This window comes from Brevibacillus sedimenti (genome assembly GCF_020923495.1).
Lineage (GTDB): Bacteria > Bacillota > Bacilli > Brevibacillales > Brevibacillaceae > Brevibacillus > Brevibacillus aydinogluensis.
The window spans coordinates 592,603-615,239 of the sequence record NZ_CP064048.1; the positions used below are offsets into that span (position 1 = coordinate 592,603).

A 22,637-nucleotide genomic window follows, 5' to 3' on the forward strand; every position below is an offset into this window, starting at 1 on the left:
AAGCTGCTGTGACTGTTTGCCAGGCATCTCCGTCCGCCGGTTCCTGCGGTAAGGAGGGATTTTTCCGACCAGAGCGGAAATCATCGCCTCACAAGCAAAAAGCCGCACACTCGGCATACGGCCGAATGGCGGCTTCGCTCGTTTTCACTTGTCAGTGACGAACAGTGGACTTGTGCGGCTGTTTGAGCGACTGCACGCACATGTAACTGATGACGCCAAACAGACAGGTAATGACCAGCGAGTGGAACAAGGTCGCGTACAAATGCAGTTGGAACAGCACGACCAACCCGCCGCTCAGGATCTGCAGCGCCGTCAGCACGAAGGCCAGGATGCTCGCCACGTACAGGTCGTGCCGCTTCTCCTTGAAATGGCGAACGGCGTAGATCATGGCGCCCAGGACCAGCAGGAACAGCACGGCAGCAGCCGCCCGGTGTGCGAAGTGAATGCCGGTCTGACCCACCAAGTCGGGAATCAGCCTGCCCTGGCAGAGAGGCCAGTCACTGCATCCCATGCTGGAACCCGTATGGCGAACATAGGCGCCCAGATAAACGACGCCATAGGCGTACGCGGTCACACCCCAGATGTAATTGCGAAATCCCTTGGAGACGGGCATCTGCACCCATTTTTCCCGCTTGTCCCGCTGCAGCACAAACAGGCTTAACAAAAAGACACCGGTGAAGGCCAGCAGGGAGAATCCAAAATGCAGCGCGAGCACCCCGGACGACTGCGGCCAGATCACCGCGGATGCGCCCAATATGGACTCCAGGACGATAAAGAACACGCCAAAAATGGCCAGGTTGCGCACTTCCCGGTTGCCCCGGTAGTGACGCCATGCCATCACGGAAAACACCCCGACCACGATGCCGGCAATCCCTGTGACAAACCGGTGCATGTATTCAATCAACGATTCCAACGTGTATTCCGGGACCCATTTGCCGTTGCAGAGCGGCCAGTCGTTCCCGCATCCCAAACCCGATTCGGTCTTTGTTACCAGCGAGCCGCCAATCATCACGCCCAACATGACGAGCGTGGCAACGACAGCCAGCGTTTTCAGCCATTTTTCCATCTGTGAACACCTAGCTCGAATAAATTATTGTTGTCCCTCTTTACAATAGTAAAACATCCCCCGCCATGCAAGGGATGTTCCGTTGCCATTTGTGAGCGTTAAGTGTCAAAAGTTCGCGATCATCGTGCTGACGACGACGGCCGCGCAGAATACGGTCAGGTACAGAATGGAAAATCCGAACAGCTTGCGCGCCCACGCCAAGTCATCCTTGGTATGGAAGCCCTGATACAGAAATACGATGTACAGCACACCCATGACTGCCATGACTGCCAGATAGAGGTAGCCAACGTTGCCGTACACGAACAGCAGCAGCGAGGCCGGCAGCAGCACGGAGCCCCACAGGAACATCTGCCGTTTTGTCTCGGCAAACCCTTTGACCACTGGCAGCATCGGAATGCCGCCTGCTCGGTAATCTTCCGTTTTCAGCATGGCCAACGCCAGGAAATGGGGCGGCTGCCACAGGAACAGAATCAAAAACAGCAACCACGCGCTCGGGTCCATGTTGTTGGTGACCGCCACCCAGCCGATAACCGGGGGAGCCGCACCGGAAACGCCGCCGATAACGGTGTTCAGAGTGGTGACGCGCTTGAGCGGTGTGTAGATCAACACGTAGAAAATATGACCGATCAAGCCCCACACCGCTGCCAACGGGTTGGCAAAGACAGCCAGCACGACCAGACCAACAAGCAGGAACACAATACCGATCAGCAGCGCATGACGGGGGTGAATGCGCCCGGCCGCCAGTCCGCGGTCCTTGGTGCGTTTCATCTTTTGATCTAGCTCACGGTCGTAGTAGTTGTTCAGTGCCGCACCAGACATGATCACCAAGGCGGTGCCGAGCATGGTGAACAGTGCCAGTTTCCAATCGGGAAAACCGTGGGAAGCCAGCCATAGACCGGTAAATGTAGCCATCAGGTTCGACATGGTGATGCCCGGTTTGGTGAGCTGCACGTAATCGCGCCAAGTAGCCTGCTGCACCGGTTGGGGCGGCATGGCGGAATCGGTATTGAGCGATTCCTGCATCGTCACTTGCTGGTCCACGTTTCGTACCTCCTGTCTCATTTGTGCAAACATCCCTTTACATGGGCATACCGCTTCTGACGAGGAAGCGGCGGCCCGAATCTCTCACACATATTCGTTTCGGCGAATAAATCAGCTTACATTGTAACGAAACAAGTCCTGACAAGTCAACCTGCGGGGTGCGAGAGTGCGCCCGCAACTGTGGTTGCGCTGCGATTACCGTCATTGTATCAGAATAAGCAAATCCAAAACGCCGATATTCTTGACAAAATTTCAACAGGCGCTTATTTGCCGAAGATGACGTCCAGCACCCCGGCTGTTTCACCGCCCGGATATATCAGGTACAGCAAGGTGTATACGGTTACGCCCGTGATCGCTGAGCCAAACCAGACTATCGAAGTCCAGGGGCCGATTTTTTTGTGCTTCGCGTACTGCTTTTTGTACCCGTAGTAAAGAGTAACCAGTCCCATCACGCCCCCCACCGTGGCCAACACAATGTGGAAGAGCAGAAAAATTTGATAAAAGATGCGAATGTTGTCCGGACCGCCAAATTGCGTATTGCCCACGAAGGCAGTGCGGGACACGTAAGTGATAAAGAAAAGGGTGGCGAAAATGGCCGCCCATGTCATCAGCTTGATGTGCGTTTCCGTCCGGCGGCGGCTGATGTAGTACCAGCCGAACGCGACAAGAATGCCGCTGATGGCAATAAAAGACGTACTGATGGTCGGGAGAATGATCGACATGACTTACACCTCAAATTGTCCGCTAATGTCTGTTATGCGTTTCCCTGATCTGCGCCGGACGCAGCCAGATCGCCCAATTGCGGTATGGGCGCCTGCTGATCCATTGGCAAATCGTTTTGTTTCTCCTGCTTGTACCATTGGAAGAAGATGTATGCCAGCACTGAGCTGTATACTCCTTCCTGCACCAGCTTCATGATGATGCCGCCCAGGCGCTGATCCGCAAAGGCGGTATGGCTCGGAAACAGCAGCGGCGCATTCATGTAGCTTTGATACAGCGGTTCACTCGCGAAAATGATCAGGGCACAAGACGGCGTAATCAGGACGCCATTGAGGAACAGATACGCCACTTTCCGCAGTCCTTCCAACGGCTTCTCCTGCACGGGAAGCGGGTTCACGATCGGCCACCACATGCAGAAGGCAGCAAGAAAGATCACCGCGTGAATGGCGTTCATCCAGTTGTGGTTCTGGGCCGCATAGTCCAGAACCTCCGGAAAGTGATAAAAGGAAAGCAGGCTGTTGAACAGAAGTGCTGCTACCACCGGTCGGGTGCAAAAACGAAGGATGGCCTGCATCCCCCGGTTGCGGAACATGACAGCCCACAGCCAGCCCGGAATGCCCAGCATGATCATTGGCGGCAGCGCAATGAACAACAGCGCCATCTGCAGCATGTGCATGCTGAACAGGTAATGGTGCCCCAGGTAGTTGATCGGACTGCCTGCTGCCGCGTATAAGATCACCATCGCCAGGACAAAGACGGTCTTTTTCTTCCCGGTCACTGGCTCTGCGCCATCAAAGCGGCTGCGCAGCGGTCCGGTCACCAAAAAGTACAGGATGACCAAAAGCAGGGTGATCAGCAGGACTTCCGGATTCCACAGATCGGAAAACGAGCCGATCCCCGTATCGGCCGCGTTGTGATGCTGATGGTGGTTATGCATGTATCCCTACTCCTTTCTTACTAGAAAGGGTGCCCTCCATTTAAACTTCATTATACCGCGAATTTGCGCTTTCTTGGTCTTGTAAAAATGAACAAACTCGCACAAATATTCGGCTGTTGGCAGCACGTCCACTGTCGGCCACGCCCCTGCCCGCGTCGCGTTTTGGAGCGGACATCATCCACTTCTTTGCTGGGCGTCAAGAGAGCGAGCGGGCCCGATCACCCATGCGCCACGGACTTTGTCTACATGCTAAAAGGGCAGACTTTTTCGTCTGCCCTTTCTTCTGTATCAATTTGTTACACCCATACCCACAACACGAATACGATCACGAATGCCAGCACGAAGAACACACCGGCAAAAATCGAGATGCGCGCAAACTCGTGTCCCTTTTGGTCCATGTGCATCCAGAAGAACAGCTGGAACAGTGCCTGAACAAACGCCAGACCGATGATAAAGGGTACGGTAAAGCCGCTCGGCACTACCTCATACGCGACAGCGATGAAAGCGAGGGCGGTGAGCACGAGGGAAGCGATAAAGGCGACAATGTGGTTCTTCGCGCTTTCCTTTTTCACTTTGGGTTTGCGTACTTCTTCATTGTGCGTATGTGCTCCCATCGATTATCCCACCTTTCCACCGATCATACCCATGAGATAGACCACGGTAAAAATGAACACCCACACGACGTCGATGAAGTGCCAGTACAGGCTGGCGACGTAAAACTTCGGAGCGGTCACCACTGTCAGGCCTTTTTTCACAGCCGCCAACTGCAAGGTGACAATCCAGAGAATCCCGAACAGCACGTGGCCCCCGTGGAAGCCGACCAGCGTGTAGAACGCCGAACCAAACGCGCTGGAGGAAATCTTGTGTCCTTCATGGTAGTAGTGCATAAACTCGTAAATCTCCAGACCGAGGAAGCCAAGGCCAAGCAGGACCGTCACGGTCAGCCAGGCCTGCAGCTGTTTCAGGTTCTTCTTGTGCATTGCCAGCACCGCGAACACGCTGGTGAGCGAACTGGTCAAGAGCAGCAGGGTGGCAAGCGCCACGAGCGGCATGTCGAAGAGCTCTTGCGACGTAGGGCCGCCGTTGTTCTGATCGCGCAGAGCGATGAATGTCGCGAACAGGGAACCGAAGAGAATGGTTTCCCCGCCGAGGAAGAGCCAGAAGCCAAGGATCTTGTTCTTCCCTTCCAGGGTGGCTTTTTCCGGTTCGTCAGGCAGAACCGCATGTACGTGATGTGTAGCCATTACGCCTTAACCCCCTTCTCTTCGATCTCATCCGGTTCAATGTGATAGCCCGGGTCGTCATTGATCGAACGCAGCAGCATGCACGCAAAGGTGATTGCCAAGCCGATGACGACGACCACGTAGTTGTGATACATGAACCCGAAACCGGCGATAAACAGTCCCACAGACATGACGAACGGCAGGAAGGAACCGGATGGCATGTGGATGGAGCCCAGCGGTTCGGCCGGAGTCATGCCTTTGTTGCCCGCCATTTTTTCTACCCACAGTGCGTCCAGACCGCGTACCAGCGGCGTTTGCGCAAAGTTGTACTCCGGCGGCGGAGACGGAATCGACCATTCCAGCGTGCGGCCATCCCACGGGTCGGCCGGAGCGCGTTTGCCGCTTTTCGCGGTAACGGCGACGTTCACCAGGAACAGAATCGTACCGATGCTCATGCCAAATACGCCGATCGTACTGATAAAGTTACCCAATTCCAGACCTTGACCGGCCAGGAAGGTGTAGACGCGGCGCGGCATCCCCATCAGACCCAGGAAGTGCTGCGGGAAGAAGGTCAGGTGGAACCCGACAAAGAATGTCCAGAAGTTCCATTTCCCAAGCGTTTCGTTCAGCATTTTGCCGAACATTTTCGGCCACCAGTAGTAGAGTCCGGCAAACAAACCAAATACGAGACCCCCTACGATTACGTAGTGGAAGTGTGCGACGACGAAATAGCTGTCGTGGTATTGGTAGTCAGCAGGCGGATTCGCCAGCATTACACCAGTCATACCGCCAATGGTAAAGGTCGGAATGAATCCGACGGCGAACAGGTTTGCCGCGGTGAAACGGATTTGACCGCCCCACATGGTGAACAGCCAGTTGAAGATTTTGATACCGGTCGGCACCGCAATCAACATCGTCGCCAGACCAAACAGAATGTTGGCAATCGGCCCCATACCGACAGTGAACATGTGGTGCGCCCACACCATGAAGCCGAGGAAACCGATCAGCGCGGTCGCGAATACCATGGAGCTGTAACCAAACAGACGCTTTCTCGAGAAGGTACTTACGACCTCAGAAATGATACCAAACGCAGGCAGAATCAGGATGTACACTTCGGGGTGACCGAAAATCCAGAACAGATGCTGCCAGATCAGAACGTTACCGCCGGCATCCGTGTTGAAGAAGTTACCCCCAAACAAGCGGTCAAACATCAACAGTACCAGACCGACGGTGATCGCCGGGAATGCGAACAGAATCAAACCGGAGGTCACGAAGGACGCCCAGGTAAACAGCGGCATGCGCATGAAGGTCATACCCGGCGCGCGCATGTTGATGATCGTCACCAGGAAGTTGATACCACCGATCAGGGTACCAAGACCGGCGATTTGCAGACCGAGCACGTAAAAGTCGATCCCGCGTCCGCTGTATTCATTGAGGGCCAGTGTCGTGTAAGACGTCCAGCCCGCGTCAGGCGCACCGCCCAAAAACCAACTGGTGTTGAGAAGCACGCCACCGAAGAAAAAGAGCCAGAAACCGAGTGCGTTGACAAACGGAAACGCAACGTCACGCGCACCGATTTGCAGCGGTACAACCGCATTCATCAGGGCGAAAATCACTGGCATGACCGCCAGGAAGATCATCGTGGTGCCGTGCATGGTAATCAGTTCGTTAAACGTCTTGGCACCGACGACGTTAAGCTCCGGATACATCAATTGCAAACGAATCAGCAGGGCCTCAATCCCGCCGGCCAGGAAGAAAATCCCGCCGGCAATCAGGTACAGGATCGCGATTTTCTTGTGGTCCACTGTCGTGAGCCAATCCCACAGCCCTGACCGCTTGGGTGCATGAGAAGCATGTGCAGACACGGTTTTACCTCCTTTTTTGCGTCACTGCCTCATGACGGTCACTTACTGTTTGTTACTGTTCTGTGCCTCGTCCTTCACGCTGAGCGTGTACAGGTAATCAACCAGCGCATTCACCTGATTATCATCCAGGTTGAGGTTTGGCATGGTGTTGCCCGGCTTCATGCCTTGCGGGTCTTTCAGCCACTCTGCGAGGTATTGCGGTTCGTTCGGTTTAATGCCCGCCACGCGCATGCGGTCGGCAAAGTTGGTAAGGTTCGGCCCCAGTTTTCCGCCTTTGCCGCCTACAGCGTGGCAGCCCAAACAGCTCTTTTCGAAAATAGCTTGGCCTTCTGCGGCACGGGCGGTAGCATTCTGCGGTTCGGCAGTCTGCGCTGCTTTCATTCTCTGTACCCACTCGTCGAATTCGGCCTGTTCCACTACGTCCACTTTGAAATCCATCAGAGCATGGGACGTCCCGCACAGCTCGGCGCATTTGCCGTAGAAGGTTCCGGTTCTGTCGGCCTGCAGCCACATTTTGTTTTCCATACCAGGGTTGGTGTCCATTTTACCGCCCAGCGCCGGAATCCAGAACGCGTGGATCACGTCGGCGGTGTTCAGGGTGAATTGAATCTTTTTGCCCACCGGCAGCACCAGATCCTGCGCGGTAGCTACGCCGAGATCCGGATACTCGAACTCCCACCAGAACTGGTGAGCGGTTACGTTAACTTGAAGCGCTTCCTTATTGTCGTATTCTTTGGAAAGGGCGAAACCGGTGGTGACTGTCGGGATAGCCATGATGATCAGAAGCAGGAACGGAATGGCCGTCCAGATGATCTCCAGCGTGTGACTGCCCTCCACCTGTTTTGGAATGCCCTCTTGTCCTGGGCGCTTGCGATAACGAATAAGGACATAAGTCAAGATCAGCATAACAACGATAAAGACGCCGGTCATGATGAAGAAGGACAACTTCATCAGATCGAACTGCATTGCTGCAACCGGCCCCTGCGGCTTGAGCGCGGAGAGCTCTTGGATGCCGCAACCGGTAAGTGTCAGCGCCAACAACCCAAACAGGAAAAGCTGACGCCAAAACTGTTGCCAACTCTTCATACCATTGAACCCCTCTTTCCTTCGTGTTGGTAACATTCCGCCCACAACTGCCGTGCAGCCGAATGTTTATTCGTACTCCTTTGTCTGTCAACCATCACTCCGCCTGCTGCTATCCCTCACTATAATACCCAATGCTGAAAAGTATTAGCAACCGGAGCGCGACAAACAAATAGAGCCAGGGCCATTCCCTACACCTACCTATACTGGTAACCTCTTTAGTATACAAAAATTTCTTGCAAGCTCCCATGCCATTTGTAATAAATCTGTTAACAAATTTATGAACAATTTTGTGAAACTATTTTTTAATGGGTTGACAAGCAGGGGATGTAGCGTGTCCTCCAAGAAGTTTTTGCGTCCATCGGCAAAAAAGCCCTTCGGAAAGACATCTTGTCTTTTCCGAAGGGCTTCGCTCGTCACGCCTTTTCCGCTCGTCCGCTCCTGATCAGCCAGAGGTGCTGCAGGTATTCAGCCACGCCGAGCAGGATGGCGGCAAAACCGGCGCCAATGGGGGCGATCCGTGCCCCGGGCAGGACAAAGGCGCTCAGGTTGACGATGAGGAAGGCGGCGATAAAATCGACCGCCGTGCTCAGCCACAAGGTGCCGGGCCTCAGCAGAAACAATTCCAGCACATGTCCGGCAATGGCAAAAACCAATCCCACACCGATCGACTGATAGAGGGAGGCGTAATTCAATTCCGGGAACAGGGCGTCGGCGAGAACGACCACTGCCGGGGAGACAAACAGCTTTAGGAGCAAACCGGCCACCAGCATCCTTCCTCCTTCTGTTGGACTACCATCAGTATGTCCGCCGCTGCTGCCGATTAACCCGCCGAAAAGCCGCCGCTCTGCCCTGCAGCGCAAACCACCCGCAGGGGTAACGGTCGCCGCCCAATCGGCACTGCTTTTCGCCTGTGAAAGCCTTCTGTTACGCCGCTTCCTGCCGCTCCTGCCGCGGATACGCCAGCGTCACCACCAGACCGACGACTGCCAACAACGCCAGTACGACAAAGATCTGATGCAGCCCGCCGGCCAGCGCTTCCCGCGCCGCCTGCAGCACGTCTGCCGGCAAGTGTCGGGCCGTCTCCGGGTTGAGGATTTTGTTGACGTCGATCCCCTCCGTCCCCTGGATGCCTCGTACCGACTGGTTGAGCATCAGACCGAACAGGGCAATGCCGATCGTCTGCCCCAGCGTCCGGATCAAGGTGTTGGTCGCCATCGCGGCTCCGCGCAGGTTCCAACCGACGGACAGGACAGCGCCGGTAAACGAGGTAAAGGCAAAGCCGAACCCGAACCCGACGATAAAGGTGATCACAAACAGCACCACGTGCGGCGTTTCTGGCGAAATGAACGCCAGCCAGAGCGTCGCTCCAATCAGGGCGATTACCCCGATCAGCGAGGTGGTGCGAATCCCGATGCGGGCCAGCAGCCGGCCGCTCCACGCCGCTCCCAGCGGCCAGCCGATCGACATCGGAATCAGCGTCAGGCCGGAGCCGGTCGCGCCCTGACCGTAAACCCCTTGAATCCACATCGGCAGATAAAAGGAGACGGCTACCAAGACAGCCGACAGCAAAAAGCCCGCCAGATTGGCAACGCTGATGGCACGGATGGAGAACAACTGCAGCGGCAGCATCGGTTCAGGCGACTTTTTCTCGATGTAGAAAAACAGTGCAAGGCCGCATGCAGCTGCGACCAGCAGTCCGATGATCAGCGGCGAATCCCAGGGGTGATCCGTCCCGCCGCTCAACAGCGCGTACAGCAGCGCGGTCATGCTGAAGGTAAACGTCGCCACTCCTGCATAATCGACATGCTTCCGTTTCTTTTCGATCTGCTCGTGCAAATACATCCCGATCAGCGCGATGGACACAAGCCCGAACGGCAGATTCATGTAAAAGATCCAGTGCCAGGAGACGTAGTCTACCAACAGGCCCCCGGTCAGCGGCCCCAGGATGCCGGAGATGCCCCAGATCCCGCTCATCCACCCCTGCACTTTTCCCCGCTCTTCAAACGGATAGATGTCCCCGATAATCGTATAGGTAATGGTGATAATGGCGCCAGCGCCCATCCCTTGGAAGGCGCGGAACAAGATGAGCTGTTCCATCGTCTGGGACAGCCCCGACAGCACCGAACCGATCAGAAACAGGCTGGCCCCGATGCTGAACACAATCTTCCGTCCGTACAAGTCGGCCAGTTTTCCGTAAATCGGGGTGGTGACCGCCGACGTCAGCAGGTAAATGGACACCACCCAACTGATCAGATGAAGTCCTCCCAGATCGCTGACGATAGTGGGCATCGCCGTGCTGACAATCGTCCCTTCGATCGCGGCCAAAAAGGTGGCGATCATCACGGCAATGGTCACATTGCGCTTGTTTGTCACGCGTTTCATCATAGCTCCTCCACTCTTGCTGTTGCCGGCGTTTTTTCCCGCCGGTCATGAACCTGCCCGCGGGACAGCCTTAGGCTATGCGATGACACAAAACGAACGACCTGTGCCGCCAGTAATCTCGAGGCCCAGGTCGCCATGCACGCGCGCCCACGCTGTTCCTATTGGCTCGCTTTCTGCTTCGCCAATACGGGGTCGAACAGGGTCGGGCCGTACTTTTTCTCCAATCCGTTTATCCACTCGTCTTCGTATTTGGCACGGAACTGGCCCGCCAGTTTATCCTTGATTTTCTCCCGCACCTGTTCCAGAGCGGGCACGGGATTGCCCAGTTTTTCCTTGTTCTTTTCGTAGTATTCCTTGATGTGCTCTTCCGTCACCGGATACGCCTTGTCAAACAGCTTGTCTTTCAGCATTACGATTTTCAGCGCTTCCCGGAACGTCTGCTCGTTGTACCCTTTCTTTTCCAACGATTGGCGGAATGCTTCCTCCGAACCAAGCGACTCCTTCAGCGCCTCCACCTGTTTGTTCAGTTCCGCTTCGTCAATCGTGATGCCCTGCTGCTTCGCTTCCTGGGTGATCAGCGCATCCGCAATCAATTGGTCCATGACCCGTACTCCGTACTTGTGTCTCAACGCGTCGCTGAATTGCGACTCGGTGATCGTCACGTCTCCCACCTTGGCGACAGCCGGATCTTCCGACTCTCCCTGCGAAAGACCCACCACTGCCAGCGCCAGCAGCAGTACGGCGGCAGCCAGGATGGATACATCAAACTTTTTCATCAGGTCGTCCTCTCTTTCTTCCTTTGCACTTCTTACGCCTTTATGTCCATTATGTCATTATAATAGAGTGCAGTTGCGGAAGAAAGATGGAAACACGCTTCCACAACCTTTCCACAAAGGTGACGATTCTGTGACACTCTTGTAATCTTATAAAAAATACTTGGCAAACAAAGCGGAAATGATGGAGGCAAGCACTGGCCCCAATACCGCCCAAATTTGCAAAAACCGCTCCTGCTTTCTCCCCTTGTCTCCCTCGATCATTTTGGTAATATGTTCCATGTCAATTCTGTCGTGGTCCAACAATTTCAGGATAAAGTCCTTGTCCGTGATCCGTTTCAGTTCCAGCTCCGTCTGCAATTTGGTGATTGCCTGCAGCAGTTCGGCCCGAACCTCCTCCATCCTCTCCAGGCGGTGTTCGATGCGCTCCAGCCATGTGGTCGCCACGGACATTTTTCCTTCCAGCTGGTCAATCCGTTCCTCAAACTTGTCCAGGCGTTGATAAATCCGCTGCGCGCTGTCCGTCTCATTTTTCCCCGGCGTCATGGCTCCCACCTCCTCCAGCCTCCTCTTCTTCTACTCTTTATGTATGACAAGCAGCCGTGCTTTGCTTGTACCGCCGCCCCTTGGAGCAGCAGCAACAACAAAACAGGCCCCTCCCATCAGGAGCCTGTCGACAGCCGGGAAAACAGAGGCGCGCGACTGCGGACGTTCCTCACGATTCGATCCAGCGAAAGAGCGGCTCCAGCGCCCTGCTTGCATCCTGGTAACCCAGGTTGTACAAGTCCAGCAGACCGGCCGGATTGCGTTCCACTCGACGGATGCGAACCGGTTGGCTTGGCGTAATCACGAAAGCCCGCTTCTCCTCGCGCAGCGACCTGATCCGTGCCAGTGCCTCATTGTATCGGCGGTGATGATCGAACAAGACGCGCACCAGATTTTTGTACCGGGGAAACAATCGCTCTCCCAGCCAGGACAGGTTGACCGGCTGCCGGACGTACTCTTCCGTCCCTGTTCGCACGACAATGACCCGTTCGTTGCCATCCTGAAGCGACTTTTCAATCGGGATTGGGTCGGCCAGCCCGCCGTCCAACAGCGTCACCCCCTGGTACTGCACCACCCCCGACAGCAGGGGAATGCTGCAGGAAGCACGCACCGCCAGCAGAAATTCCTTGTGCTCGTCTTTGGAAAAGTAGACGCTCTCCCCAGTCTGGAAGTTGGTGGCCGCGACCACCAGCTTTTCCTTGGACTGGGAAAAGACATCAAACGCCAATGGACGTACGTGCCTGCGGATCTCGTCAAAGAGACAGTCCAAGCCCAGCATGCAGCCGTAGCGGAACAGGTTGCGCCACGAAAAAAAGCGCATGTCGCACAGGTGTTCAATGTAGATCGACTTGCCCAGTCCTTTCTCCCGCGCCAGATACGTGAGTGCATTGCAGGCGCCTGCCGAGACGGCCACCACGTACGGGGCGATCAGGCCATGTTCCAGAAAACAATCCAGCACACCGGCCGTGTAGATGCCTCTCATCCCGCCTCCCTGAAGCACCAGGCCAAACCTGCTCATGCTGCGTCCTCCCTTCCGTCGAGACGGTATCTTTTCGTTAGTATTTCTGGGATGTACACAGACATGCACGGGCAGGCGGTCGTCAAAAGAGTGAGCGGGCACCGTCACACATGCGACCACGAACTTTGTGCAAAAAACAAAAGCACCGTCTGCCATCGACGGTGCTTGTCGTTTTCTCGATACGATTCGGCCCGGCTGCTCCGGACTTATTTCCCCATCTAACGCTCACAAGAGAAAGTCGTTACTTCACCGCGACCAGCAGAAACCGATGCGCGGGTCACCACCTAGGATAAAAATTGAAAGAAAACGAAGCCGACGCAGGCTACATTCAACAAAAAGGTAATGCCCATCCCGAGCATCATGCCCTGAAGAATGCCGGTTCGCTTGCGAACCACCATCGCGGTCACGACGATTACCGGCAGCATGTAAACGAGCTGGCTGACCCCGATGAACAGAAAGGCTTCCGGATAAATAAACAACAGCAGATGCAGCAGGGCCGTGATCCCGACCCCGATCCACACATCGGTGGCGTGATTTACCGGCTTGTCAGACATGTCTATCCTCCATTTGCCGTTCGTCTCGTAACGCTTTCAGCACCTCTTCCCTTCCGTCCCGATAGAAAAGGTTGTAGGTGTCAAACGGAATGATCCGCCCGTCGGGATGGACGATGTGGACGCACGACTTCTTGACCGAGCGGACGTCAAAATTGTGCGCGTCCAAAAACTGCATGATGATGACCCGAAACACGTTTTCGTACCCGATCGAGTCGGGCAGGGCCACCTGCGGCAGACAGCAGAGCAGACTTCGCAGCGACAGCGCCGATGACTGCGGTGAATGGCTGGTGGAAAACAGGTGGAAGATCCGTTCTTGGAGTGACTGGTCCTGCTCAAACACGATCGTGTTGCGACCGCCCTCCAGCAAAATCTGCGGATCAATCAGTCCCGTCAGCGGGATGACGTTTCCGTTCAGCTTGAGCGCATACCCCATCGCCAGACAGTCGGGATGACAGGGAACAGGGATGATGTCCTCCGCCGCAAATACGCCGGACTGTTCGATGATCTTCTGCCGCACTTCGCTTAGCGTCAGCCGGTCGCGGGAGGGGTCAAACGCCTCCGTCCGTCCGGCCGACTGAATCGGCTGAAAGGTGACGCCGCGTACGGCAGGCTGCTCCAGCCCGTACTGGATCACCCTGCCGATTTCCCCGTCGTTCACTCCTTTTTTTAGCGTCACCACCAGCGTGGTGGAGATGTTGAACTCATTCAGATGCTCGACGGCTTTACGGCGAATCTCCCGCAGGTCGGCGCCGCGCAGATTCATCAGCGCCTCCTTTTCCAGACTGTCAAACTGCAGGTAGATTTCAAAGCCCGGCATGTATGCCGCCAGCCGCCGGACGAACTCCCGATCCTGCGCGATCCGAATGCCGTTGGTGTTGACCATCAGGTGACGAATCGGCCGCGCCTTGGCCATGTCCAATATGTCAAAAAACTGCGGGTGAAGCGTCGGCTCGCCGCCGCTGATCTGAACGATGTCGGGCTCCCCTTCGTTGCGGACGACCGCATCCAGCATCCGCTCAATCTCCGCAAGCGAGCGCCAGGTAGTCCTATTTGGAGACGATTCCGCGTAACAGATAGGGCACTGCAGGTTGCAGTGGTCTGTCACTTCCACCAGCGTCAGGCAGCTGTGCTGTTCGTGATCCGGGCAGAGCCCACAGTCGTAGGGACAGCCGTAGCGAATCGGCGTGTTCCACACCTGCGGCATCTCCGCCGGTTTGAGGAATTCCCGGCAGCGTTTGTAGTAGTCGACGTCGGTGGAGATCAGCACCTTTTCCCGCCCGTGGCGCGGGCAGTGTTTCCAGAGATAGACCCGCCCTTCCTCGAAGATGACTTTGGCTTCTGTCTTGCGCAGGCATTGGGAACAAATGCTGTTGGTCAGTTCGTAGAAAAGATACGGTCTGTTTTTCGGCATGGTTTACTCCTTTCCGTGCAGCGGCACACTCTTTCGGCGCGGCCACTTCCGCATGAGCGACATGTAATAGGCAAGTCCGGCCAGACACGCCAGTTGGATGTTGTTCAGACCCAGGTAGACGTGCGGCGTCGGTTTGATGAAATCGACGAGAAAACGGAAACTCAGATAGCCAAACATGAAGCACTGAAACAGCGCCCCTTCGGGCAGTTCCCATCGGCCAAGCCTTCGCCTCCGTTTGACTGCGAGCAGAAAGACAGCCAACAGCCCGAGAAAAGCGATTTCGTACAACTGGGTCGGATGTCTGGGCACACCGTCGCCGAAATCCACGCCGGTGATCCAGTCGGTGGGGATGCCGTGGGTATGATCGTCCAGGCCTGTCAAAAAGCAGCCGATCCGGCCAATCGCCATGCCGGTGATGAGGGGAAACACCATGTCGTCTCCGGTGGATTGGCGCAGACCGATCCAATGTTTTGTCAACTCCACGCCAATCAAACCGCCCAACAGGCCGCCCACGATCGTCTTGCCTCCCATGATATACGTCCATTCGTTCCAATGGGTCAGCGTCCTCGCCGGATCTTCCAGCAAAAACAGTAGTTTGGATCCGATAGCCGCTCCCAGCGTGGCCCCGACCAACACCCAAAACGCCTGGTTGACGGGAATTCGCCCTTTGCGCCGCGTCAGCAGATAGAGCCGAAAGCCGATGAAATAAGCCAGCGCTTCAAAGACAAAGTGCGGATGCAGCCGCAGCGGACCGATGTCAATAAAAACTGGAAAGGTCATGAATATCATCCTGAAAAATTCAATATCAACCATATTAGACGATATTATATCAAGAAATTACCATAGACACACAAAAACTTCCATCCGCCGTCACCCGCTGGTGCCGTTCCCGTCTGCTGACCAGATTCCTTGACTCGCGCACAAATCCCAGCAGCAAAGAAAAACTGCCCCGAAAGGGAAACTGCCCGGAACAGGAAAAAACCGCCCAAACGGCGGTTTTCCCCTTATTTCTGTCTTCGCTTTTTCGCGGCCAGCAGGCGATTGAAGGTCTCGCCTGTCTTGTCTGCCGGCGTTTTCCCGCTGTCCGTCTGCGCGGCAGCGGTGCTGTCCGTTGCAGAAGCCCCTGCAGATCGGCTGCCGGCGGCGGAACGGCTCAACGCTTCCCCTTGCTCGCTGCTGCCGGATACCTGCGCGGAATGCCCGGCGGGAGGAGCTGCTGCAGCTGACATGCTGCTGTCCGTCGCGGCCCTCGTCTGCCCTGCCACGTCGGCCGTTTCCGCCTCATGTTTGGCTGCCCGGCTTCGTTTCCACTCTTCCTGCTTTTCTCCCAAGCGGGCAAACACCGACTGGTGGCCTTCATTCCCGGCAGACCCGCGCTTGCGGAAGCGGGCCGCAAGCCGTGTCCACCATGCTTCCGGGAGCTGCAGACGGCGGCTGGCGACATCCAGCGGCCACAGCAGGGCGGCCAGCATCAGCAGCCATTCACCGATCGGCTGCGTATCCCACTTGGCGGGCAGCTTGCCGGTAAACACCTCGTCCGGTCTGGTAATCAGTCTCCCTTCACCCGCCGTCAGCCATTGTCTCAGTTCGCTGTCCCCGTCCCGAGGCAGGCCGTACTCCGGCGAATACGAGACAGTCAACCCGGCGGTTTCGCTTGCCGTTACCTGTCCGTTCGTTTTTTCCGTGATCTGTATCAGATAGCTGCCCGGTTCAGCGGCGGAAAAACGGCCCTCCAGCGTACCCGGAGCCACCGGTTTCAGGCGCACGGCCTCCCGGTTCATCTCCTGGTTGACCACCACCGCTTCCAGTTCCTGCGGCAACTTCTCCCCTTTGGGGACGGTGACGGTTATGACGCCGCTCGTCCCGTCCAACCGGGTCTCTGTCTTCCAGCGGCCCGTCGCGACCTGCGGCAGCGTCCAGGCCACCACCTCGTTCCACATTCGGCTGTAGCCTGGCCACGTCACCCATGCCGGAGCCCATTTCCCCTCCAGATCGCTGGTCCAGGCGACCGACCGTCCCAGCCCGTACTGCCAGCGGATCAGAATCGGGTCCTCGTCCAGGCTGGTCAATAGCTGTTCAGCCGTCTGTTTTGGCGTCGTCGCCACGTATGCGTGCAGCGGCGGCAAGGGCTGGCGGAGCGCGGACCAGTCGTCGCCTCCGGTGCGCTTCGGCACCTGCGGCTGTTCCACGATATACGTGCGGCTGGCCAGCGCTGTCTCCTTACTGAAGATTTTCGGCACCGACGTTGCGTCTTTGGCGAAGTAGTAGCGCCCGTTTCCCCATTGGGCGATATCCTCCAGCAGCAAAGTATCGGCGTCATCACCGACGGCCACGGTGGACACGGTGATGTTTTCGCCCGCCATCTGCTGCAGGAGCGCCTGATAGTCACTGCTTCGGCCCGACTGTCCGTCGGTCAGCAGGATCACGTGCTTCCGCTTTGTCTGCATCGTCTTGATCCGCTCGTACGCCATCTGCAGCGCCGGGAATATATCCGTGCCGCCGTCGGCGAAAATGCCGCCGATCTGCCGATGGATTTCGTCCAGGTCGGTGACGGATCGGGGCGGAACCACTTCCCAGGGACTCCCGTCAAACGCAATGACGCCGATCTGATCCTGCCCGTTCAGCATCGTGGTGGCCCGAATCGCCGCTTCTTTTGCCAGCTCCATCTTGTCCACGCCGTGCGCGTCCGCAGACATGCTCCCCGACTTGTCGATCACCAGCACCAGTCCCAGTGAGGGCAGATCTTCCTTGCCGCGCAAATCCATATGGACCGGCAGCGCTTCCTCGATCGGGGTCTGCAGCCAGCCGCCCATCCCAAAGCTGTTGGAACCGCCGGTCATGATCAATCCCACGCCTAGATCGCGGACCGCCGTCCGTATCCGCTCCATGTCGGCGTCGCTCATCTGGGTGGCCTCCACATCGGCGAGGATAATCGACGCGTACCGCTTGTATCCATCCAGCGCCTTGGGCAAAAGTGAAGGGTCCTTCACGTCCGTCTTGATGCTGCCTGCCGCAAGCGCGCTGACCAGGTTTTTCGCCGCGCCGGGATGTCCCTCCAGAACCAGCACGGTCGGGGCGCCTGCCACCTGCGCGTACGCGTGTGCCTGGTTGTTGGTCTGTACCGTGTCACGCTCCGGTTCGATCTCGACGCGGTAGCGCTGAAACCCTTCCTGCAGCGCTTTTTGCGTAAACAGGAAGCGGTTTTTCCCCTTTTCCACCTGTATGGTCTGCCGGCCTGCTTCCCGATTCCCCTCGTACAGGCGGAGGGTCGCCCGCGTGGCCGTCGTGCTTTCGACGTCTACCTTGATCGCGTACTCCTCGCCTGCGTACAGCCGCTCCGGCACCTGTACAGCCGTGAGCACCACTTCTTCTCCCTGCGGCTGCTGCAGGGAGACCGCTTCGACGGCAATGCCCCGTTCCGCCGCCAGCTTTGCTTCCCGCGCGGCATCGCCGTGCGTGGCCAATCCGTCCGTCAGGAGTACAATTTTGCCTCGCGCATGGCTGGGGATCATCGCGGCGGCCAGGCGGATCCCTTCGGCCAGATTGGTGGCATGCCGGTTCACTTCCACCCCGACCGGCTGCACGTCCTGCCGGGTCGTCAGCGGCTGATCTACTGCCGCTTCCGCACCGACAGCCACCACGCCGAACTGATCTTCGGCCCGCTTCTCCTCCACCGCGGCGCGAATGAATTCGTACACCCTCGGGTCATCTTTCATCGACGCCGACCGGTCGACGACGACCACCACTGTCTCCGCCCGCACCGGATGGAGAAGCTGTGTCCCGGCGAGCGCCAAAATCAGCAGGAGAAAGACAGCACCGCGCACGGCAGCGATCAGCGTCTTGCGGCTGTTCGGCATCCTGCGCTGGCCGCGCCACCAGGAAGCAATCATCCAGGCGGCGGGAATCAGCAGGAGCAGAAACCACGGCTGCTGCACGTCAATACCCACGTTGATACACCCTCCATTCCGCAAACACCACCAACAGTGCCAGCGCCGCCAGCCACCCGGTCAGCTCCCGGCTTCCGGCAGCCTGTCCGTCCTGCGGCTTGGCTTCTCCTTCGCCGGCCCCGCTTCTTCCAACCGTCAGCGAACGCGGCGCGATGTCCGACTCCGCCTCGTCCATGTGAACCGCAAAGTAACGGACCTGTGCCGTTCCTGCGACTTCTTCCGTCAACCGGTACAACCCCGTCTGCTCCGGAACCCGGAACAGCCAGGTCGTTCCCTGCGCCTCGACGGCCTGCTCCCGTCCGTCCGGGTAGGTCAGCGTCCGTTTTTCCGCTCCCGGCGTCAGCGGAATCGCCAGCGTCTCTCCCGGAACGGCGGGGCCGATCGGAACGTTCTGGGCGGACGACAGCCAGGAGGCCACATTTTGCATGAAAATCGGGAACGCCGGCCGCAGCGGAAAGTCGGAATCGTGCAGGTCAAAGTTGACGATGACACCCTTTCGTCCCGCCAATGACCCGGCCAGGACGAGGTTGGTGTCTCCTGCCTTCACCAGCGGCCGCATGCCCGGCATTTCGCTTACCACGGAGGTCCGGGCCACGTGCACGTCCTGCCAATCCACGTGCTTCACGAGCGGATCGTCCGGCCGGAGTGTTTCCGGCCTGTGCTGCACAGCAGCTGCACCGGTGTACGGCAGCCAGTCTGTTTTTCGATCGGGAGCGATCACCAGGATGTTCCCCTCCGGCAGCCGGTCGGGCACCACGCCGTCAAACACCCACACGTCGGCCCTCTCGGTGCCATCCGGCAGCTCGGAGCGCGTCTCCACTTCCAAACGGCCGACTGACTGCAGGGCCTGGTGCAAAAACCGGTTTCCCTGCGGACTGACCAGCACGGCCCGCCCTTTTCCGGCTGCAAATGGCACGCTCCACCGCTCGTTGTCTTCCGCCAGCCCGTCCTTTTCCGGTTCGATCACCGCCCGGTAGACAGGGGCGGCGGGCAGGCGTTCAAAGGTAACGGTGCGGGACGCCCCGGCCTCCACCGCAAACTCGCTTACGTCCAGCACTTGTTGCTCGGGGCCGTAGATCGTCGCCCTGCCCCGCACGGGCTGACTGCCGTAGTTGTCGATCCGCAACAGCCCTTCTGTCCCGCCTTGGCCCGGCTGAGTAACAAAGGCGCCGATTGCCGCGTTTTCTTTTGCCCGACCCGCTTGCACAAAGCGATACGGACCGGATACTGCCAAGGCGCTCTCCTGTTCGGCCGCGCGGGCGGTCCCGCCGTCGCCAAACCACATCACCCCGCTGCCCGGCTCTGTCGCCGTGATCGCCGCGGCCAGCGACAGGGCCGCCTGCTGATCACTCGTCCCCGGACGAGGCGCCAGCGATTGCAGTGCCTGCAGCAGCGCCTGCCTGTCCGTACTCTTGGACACCAGAACCCGCGGCTCCAGCCCCGCCTCGATCAGTGTGATCGCCTGCCCGCCGCTCAACCGTTCCACGATGCCGCGAGCGGCATCGAGGGCCTGCTCAAAGCGGGAGTGCTCCCCTTCCCTGGTCAGCATGCTGCCGGACGTGTCGATGACAAGCACGGTATGGTCGGCAATTGCTCCCGCCGTGGGCACGGCCGGACGGACCAACGCCAGCACCAGCAGGACGGCGGCCAAAAGTTGGAGCAGAAGCAGCAGGTTGCGCTTCAACTTTTCCCACGGGCGCACCGCTTCCCAGCTCTGCAGCGTCCGCTGCCACAAAAGCGTGCTGGGCACCTCCAGGTCCTCCGTGTTCCGCTTGAGCAGGTAGAGGGCGACAATGGCCGGCACGATCAGCAAAAATCCCAGATTGCCCAACGCCATCCACTGCATGACTGCCTTCTCCTCCTCTCTACCGAATCAACCCTGCCTGCCGGAACACCCGAAAGACCATTTGCTCCAGCGGCGCTTCCGCCTCCACCGCTGTGCAGGCGATTCCCCGCCGGTAGGCGAAATTGGCCAGCTCCGCCTGATAGTCCCGCACGGTCTGTCTGTAATGGTCGACGAGCTGCCGGGTAAGAGACACCTCTTTAAACTGCCGCGTCTCGCTGTCGATCAGCCGCCGCTCTCCCTCGTACGACGGCTCTCGTTCGTCTTGCGCCAGTATCTGAACCAGCGCGACCTCCTGCCGGGCAGCCTGCAGATAGGCGATGCCCGCTTCATAACCCGTTTCAAACAAAAAGTCGGACAAGACGATGGAGATGCCCGGTTTGCCCCGCACGGCGCCCGGTGAGCGGAGCGCCCGGTTCATGTCACCTGTCCCTCCCGCCTGCAGCCCGGAGAGAAAGGAGAGCAGGTGGGCCGCCTTGTGTTTCCCCTGCAGATTGCACAGCGACGCCGTCACCTTCTGGTTAAAGGCGTATACCGACACATAGTCCAGATGGCAAAGCGAGATATAGCCCAGTGCGGCTGCCAACTGCACCGCCCGTTCCAGCTTCCGGGGTTCCCCGTAGGCCATCGACCGGCTGCAGTCGATGTACAGCGTGACATGCAGTTCCTGCTCATCGAGAAATTTTTTCAAAAACAGCTTTCCCGAGCGGGCGTAGGCGTTCCAGTCCAACTGCCGCAGATCGTCACCGGGAGCGTACGGCCGGTAATCGGCAAATTCCAGCGAACTGCCTGTCCGTTTGGAACGTCGTTTGCCCGCGTGGGTGCCGCTGGCCATCCGCCTGCTCAACACCTGCATCCGCTCCAGCCGGCTGAGCCACGCCGGGTCCAACAACTGCCCGCTCATGCCTTGTCCTTCTCCAGCGCGGCCAGAATGTCGGTGATAATCCGGTCAGGGCGGATGCCGTTTGCTTCCCCTTCAAAGTTGAGAAACACGCGGTGCCTGAGCGCCGGCAGCGCAACCGCGTCGATGTCTTCGTAGGCCAGGTTGAAACGGCCGGCCAGCAGGGCGCGCACCTTGGCCAACGCCACCATTGCCTGCACGCCGCGCGGTCCCGCCCCGGAACGGACGTACCGGTTGACCGACTCCACCGCCTGTTCACCGGGATGGGTGGCCAGCAGCAATTTGACCGCGTATCGCAGCACCGGATCAGCCACCAGAATGTCGCGCGCCGCCTGCTGGATCTCGGCGATCTCCCGTGCGGAGGCCACCTTTTCCACAGACGCCGGCTGTCCCGCCGTCGTCCGCAAAACGATCTCCCTCAGCTCATCCTCGCTGGGAAACGGCACGTCGATTTTAATCAGGAACCGGTCCATCTGCGCTTCCGGCAGCGGATAGGTCCCTTCCTGCTCCAGCGGGTTTTGCGTCGCCAGCACGAAAAACGGCTCCGGGAGCGGCCGCGTGCTCCCGCCCGCAGAGACGGTCCGCTCCTGCATCGCCTCCAAAAGCGCGCTCTGCGTCTTCGGCGTAGCCCGGTTGATTTCGTCAGCCAGCACGACATGGGCGAAGACGGGGCCTGGTTGGAACTGGAACGACTGCTGCCCCGTTTCGTCCACGCGCAGGATGTTGGTCCCCGTGATGTCGGTGGGCATCAGGTCGGGGGTGAACTGAATCCGCTGAAACGACAGTTCGAACGCCTGCGCAAGCGTCTTCACCAACAACGTCTTGCCCAGCCCGGGCACGCCCTCCAGCAGCGCGTGGCCGCCGGCAAAAACCGCCCAGAGCAACTGCTCCACCACGTCTTTTTGCCCCACCAGCACTTTTCCGATCTCCTGCCTCACCCGTTCCACCCGGCTGAGGTACTCTTCCACTGCATGTTGTGTCATCGCCACGTCTCCTTGCTTCACGTATTCGCTTAGGGTTCGATACTGCTGAAATACGCTTTGACCGCGTCCTGGTAATCGTCCGGAATTTTCCCGTGTTCCAGGCTCTCGCGGACAAACGAAGCGTATTGGCTGTATACCTCTTCATAGGGACGGGCAGCTCCCGACGATACCTGTGTCGTGGTGCTGGCCCGGGACTGGAGGGACCGGCTCCGAGCGGACCGCCCACGGTATCGGTCGGCCCTTCTGCGCCGATGCGGGGCGATGGGACGGTCACCAGTTCATGTCTGCCTGCGCCCAGACCCGCACCCGGGCCCTTGCCGCCACCTTTGCCGGAACCTCCC

General features: G+C 58.1%; 20 protein-coding genes. All 20 read right to left on the reverse strand.

Going from position 1 to position 22,637, the window contains the following annotated elements:
- Window positions 1–151: 151 nt before the first annotated feature.
- Window positions 152–1,066 (reverse strand): COX15/CtaA family protein, encoded by a 915-nt coding sequence (locus IRT44_RS02875; protein ID WP_171566253.1) that lies wholly within the window; start codon window positions 1,064–1,066, stop codon window positions 152–154.
- A gap of 105 nt (window positions 1,067–1,171) precedes the next feature.
- Complete coding sequence (cyoE, locus tag IRT44_RS02880; RefSeq protein ID WP_171566254.1) at window positions 1,172–2,107, reverse strand: heme o synthase; 936 nt, start codon at window positions 2,105–2,107, stop codon at window positions 1,172–1,174.
- Between the two features lie 263 nt (window positions 2,108–2,370).
- The gene (locus IRT44_RS02885) at window positions 2,371–2,829 is read right to left on the reverse strand and encodes a DUF420 domain-containing protein (protein WP_171566255.1); all 459 of its coding nucleotides are present in this window, start codon (window positions 2,827–2,829) and stop codon (window positions 2,371–2,373) included.
- 32 nt (window positions 2,830–2,861) lie between these two features.
- A complete protein-coding gene (locus IRT44_RS02890; protein ID WP_230077417.1) occupies window positions 2,862–3,764 on the reverse strand; it encodes a cytochrome c oxidase assembly protein in 903 nt (300 codons plus the stop codon).
- 296 nt (window positions 3,765–4,060) lie between these two features.
- Window positions 4,061–4,378 (reverse strand): cytochrome C oxidase subunit IV family protein, encoded by a 318-nt coding sequence (locus tag IRT44_RS02895; protein WP_171566257.1) that lies wholly within the window; start codon window positions 4,376–4,378, stop codon window positions 4,061–4,063.
- 3 nt (window positions 4,379–4,381) lie between these two features.
- Entirely contained in the window at window positions 4,382–5,008 is a 627-nt protein-coding gene (locus IRT44_RS02900) for a cytochrome c oxidase subunit 3 (protein WP_171566258.1), read from the reverse strand.
- Window positions 5,008–6,852 carry a cytochrome c oxidase subunit I gene (gene ctaD / locus IRT44_RS02905; RefSeq protein WP_171566259.1) on the reverse strand — a complete coding sequence of 615 codons (1,845 nt, stop codon included), beginning with the start codon at window positions 6,850–6,852 and terminating at the stop codon, window positions 5,008–5,010. Before ctaD ends, IRT44_RS02900 begins: the two co-directional genes overlap by 1 nt.
- 42 nt (window positions 6,853–6,894) lie before the next feature.
- On the reverse strand, window positions 6,895–7,938 hold the full coding sequence (coxB, locus tag IRT44_RS02910; RefSeq protein WP_171566260.1) for a cytochrome c oxidase subunit II: 1,044 nt from the start codon (window positions 7,936–7,938) through the stop codon (window positions 6,895–6,897).
- A gap of 413 nt (window positions 7,939–8,351) precedes the next feature.
- On the reverse strand, window positions 8,352–8,702 hold the full coding sequence (locus tag IRT44_RS02915; protein ID WP_171566261.1) for a hypothetical protein: 351 nt from the start codon (window positions 8,700–8,702) through the stop codon (window positions 8,352–8,354).
- Between the two features lie 160 nt (window positions 8,703–8,862).
- Complete coding sequence (locus IRT44_RS02920) at window positions 8,863–10,320, reverse strand: MDR family MFS transporter (RefSeq protein WP_171566262.1); 1,458 nt, start codon at window positions 10,318–10,320, stop codon at window positions 8,863–8,865.
- Between the two features lie 158 nt (window positions 10,321–10,478).
- Window positions 10,479–11,096 (reverse strand): SurA N-terminal domain-containing protein, encoded by a 618-nt coding sequence (locus tag IRT44_RS02925; RefSeq protein WP_171566263.1) that lies wholly within the window; start codon window positions 11,094–11,096, stop codon window positions 10,479–10,481.
- 147 nt (window positions 11,097–11,243) lie between these two features.
- Window positions 11,244–11,639, reverse strand: a complete 396-nt coding sequence (locus IRT44_RS02930) for a hypothetical protein (protein WP_171566343.1) — start codon at window positions 11,637–11,639, stop codon at window positions 11,244–11,246.
- Between the two features lie 169 nt (window positions 11,640–11,808).
- Window positions 11,809–12,657, reverse strand: coding sequence for a patatin-like phospholipase family protein (locus IRT44_RS02935; RefSeq protein ID WP_171566264.1), 849 nt, complete (start codon window positions 12,655–12,657; stop codon window positions 11,809–11,811).
- Between the two features lie 284 nt (window positions 12,658–12,941).
- Window positions 12,942–13,211: a hypothetical protein gene (locus IRT44_RS02940; protein WP_171566265.1), complete on the reverse strand. Its 270-nt coding sequence runs from the start codon at window positions 13,209–13,211 to the stop codon at window positions 12,942–12,944.
- Entirely contained in the window at window positions 13,204–14,622 is a 1,419-nt protein-coding gene (locus IRT44_RS02945) for a radical SAM protein (protein ID WP_230077418.1), read from the reverse strand. The genes IRT44_RS02940 and IRT44_RS02945 overlap by 8 nt, the downstream gene beginning before the upstream one ends.
- 3 nt (window positions 14,623–14,625) lie before the next feature.
- Window positions 14,626–15,402, reverse strand: a complete 777-nt coding sequence (locus IRT44_RS02950) for a prolipoprotein diacylglyceryl transferase (RefSeq protein WP_230077419.1) — start codon at window positions 15,400–15,402, stop codon at window positions 14,626–14,628.
- A 224-nt stretch (window positions 15,403–15,626) separates the two neighbouring features.
- Entirely contained in the window at window positions 15,627–18,569 is a 2,943-nt protein-coding gene (locus tag IRT44_RS02955) for a VWA domain-containing protein (protein ID WP_230077420.1), read from the reverse strand.
- Window positions 18,559–20,415 (reverse strand): VWA domain-containing protein, encoded by a 1,857-nt coding sequence (locus tag IRT44_RS02960; protein ID WP_230077421.1) that lies wholly within the window; start codon window positions 20,413–20,415, stop codon window positions 18,559–18,561. The genes IRT44_RS02955 and IRT44_RS02960 overlap by 11 nt, the downstream gene beginning before the upstream one ends.
- 19 nt (window positions 20,416–20,434) lie before the next feature.
- A complete protein-coding gene (locus IRT44_RS02965; RefSeq protein ID WP_171566270.1) occupies window positions 20,435–21,316 on the reverse strand; it encodes a DUF58 domain-containing protein in 882 nt (293 codons plus the stop codon).
- Window positions 21,313–22,296, reverse strand: coding sequence for an AAA family ATPase (locus tag IRT44_RS02970; protein ID WP_230077422.1), 984 nt, complete (start codon window positions 22,294–22,296; stop codon window positions 21,313–21,315). The genes IRT44_RS02965 and IRT44_RS02970 overlap by 4 nt, the downstream gene beginning before the upstream one ends.
- Window positions 22,297–22,637 lie beyond the last annotated feature (341 nt).

What these genes read in the sequence shown, in the direction of transcription:
- IRT44_RS02875 (WP_171566253.1), bottom strand. Translation starts at nt 1,066, where the DNA reads ATGGAAAAATGGCTGAAAACGCTGGCTGTCGTTGCCACGCTCGTCATG.
- IRT44_RS02885 (WP_171566255.1), bottom strand. Translation starts at nt 2,829, where the DNA reads ATGTCGATCATTCTCCCGACCATCAGTACGTCTTTTATTGCCATCAGC.
- IRT44_RS02890 (WP_230077417.1), bottom strand. Translation starts at nt 3,764, where the DNA reads ATGCATAACCACCATCAGCATCACAACGCGGCCGATACGGGGATCGGC.
- IRT44_RS02895 (WP_171566257.1), bottom strand. Translation starts at nt 4,378, where the DNA reads ATGGGAGCACATACGCACAATGAAGAAGTACGCAAACCCAAAGTGAAA.
- IRT44_RS02900 (WP_171566258.1), bottom strand. Translation starts at nt 5,008, where the DNA reads ATGGCTACACATCACGTACATGCGGTTCTGCCTGACGAACCGGAAAAA.
- coxB (WP_171566260.1), bottom strand. Translation starts at nt 7,938, where the DNA reads ATGAAGAGTTGGCAACAGTTTTGGCGTCAGCTTTTCCTGTTTGGGTTG.
- IRT44_RS02920 (WP_171566262.1), bottom strand. Translation starts at nt 10,320, where the DNA reads ATGAAACGCGTGACAAACAAGCGCAATGTGACCATTGCCGTGATGATC.
- IRT44_RS02925 (WP_171566263.1), bottom strand. Translation starts at nt 11,096, where the DNA reads ATGAAAAAGTTTGATGTATCCATCCTGGCTGCCGCCGTACTGCTGCTG.
- IRT44_RS02930 (WP_171566343.1), bottom strand. Translation starts at nt 11,639, where the DNA reads ATGACGCCGGGGAAAAATGAGACGGACAGCGCGCAGCGGATTTATCAA.
- IRT44_RS02935 (WP_171566264.1), bottom strand. Translation starts at nt 12,657, where the DNA reads ATGAGCAGGTTTGGCCTGGTGCTTCAGGGAGGCGGGATGAGAGGCATC.
- IRT44_RS02940 (WP_171566265.1), bottom strand. Translation starts at nt 13,211, where the DNA reads ATGTCTGACAAGCCGGTAAATCACGCCACCGATGTGTGGATCGGGGTC.
- IRT44_RS02945 (WP_230077418.1), bottom strand. Translation starts at nt 14,622, where the DNA reads ATGCCGAAAAACAGACCGTATCTTTTCTACGAACTGACCAACAGCATT.
- IRT44_RS02950 (WP_230077419.1), bottom strand. Translation starts at nt 15,402, where the DNA reads ATGACCTTTCCAGTTTTTATTGACATCGGTCCGCTGCGGCTGCATCCG.
- IRT44_RS02960 (WP_230077421.1), bottom strand. Translation starts at nt 20,415, where the DNA reads ATGCAGTGGATGGCGTTGGGCAATCTGGGATTTTTGCTGATCGTGCCG.
- IRT44_RS02965 (WP_171566270.1), bottom strand. Translation starts at nt 21,316, where the DNA reads ATGAGCGGGCAGTTGTTGGACCCGGCGTGGCTCAGCCGGCTGGAGCGG.
- IRT44_RS02970 (WP_230077422.1), bottom strand. Translation starts at nt 22,296, where the DNA reads ATGACACAACATGCAGTGGAAGAGTACCTCAGCCGGGTGGAACGGGTG.